Origin of the sequence: Streptomyces sp. MS191 (assembly GCF_008042125.1) — a bacterium.
Taxonomy (GTDB): Bacteria; Actinomycetota; Actinomycetes; order Streptomycetales; family Streptomycetaceae; genus Streptomyces.
In genome coordinates this window covers 1-633 of record NZ_RDBI01000146.1, presented here as the reverse complement: position 1 = coordinate 633, position 633 = coordinate 1, and the positions used below count along the sequence as shown (strand labels likewise).

At 74.1% G+C, this 633-nt stretch carries 1 pseudogene; it reads right to left on the bottom strand.

What is annotated here, in order from left to right:
• Positions 1-448 (bottom strand): annotated as a pseudogene (locus tag EAO71_RS35815) (serine-threonine protein kinase); the annotation flags it as partial.
• Between the last annotated feature and the right edge of the window lie 185 nt (positions 449-633).

The following is a 633-nucleotide window of genomic DNA, read 5'->3' as shown; positions in this document are numbered from 1 at the left end:
GCGGCCCCTCGGCGAGGGACCGCGAGGCCGAACCGGTGTCGGTGAGCTCCCTGAGCAGGTCGCCGAACTCGGTGAAGGCGGCCTCGTCCTCCGGCTGTTCGCGCAGCAGCACGGAGAGCCGTTCCACCACGGCCTCCTTGCCGGGATGCACCGCCGCCACGGACTCGAAGTCGGGGATCGGCTCGTCCGTGAACATCGTCGACGGCCACACCAGCCCGGCGTACGCCATCCGCGCGCCCGGTCGCACCACGCCCGGGAAGGAGGCGAAGAAGGCCGCGTACATGCGGGTGGCCACGGACCTGGTGGTGTTCGCCCACGGGTGGAACAGCGACCCGTCCGTGGCCCCGCGCGCGGCGAGCGCCGACAGCGCCTCGTGCTGCCCGGCCGCGCCGTCGCCGTCCTTGTCGAAGGTGATCTCCCGGTACGGCTCCACACTCATCCCGGCCATGGGCGGTCCGCCCCTCCGTGTCGAGGACACTGTCGCGGGAGGAGCCCGAGGGTCCCTCCCGCGACAGCATCCTGCGCGCACGGGAGGACGGCCAGGGTTTCGGCGCGGACGCGCCGCGGAGACCACCGGGAAGTGCGGCAACAGGCCGTACGGGGCGGCCGGGCCACGGACGGGCCGTGGCCCGG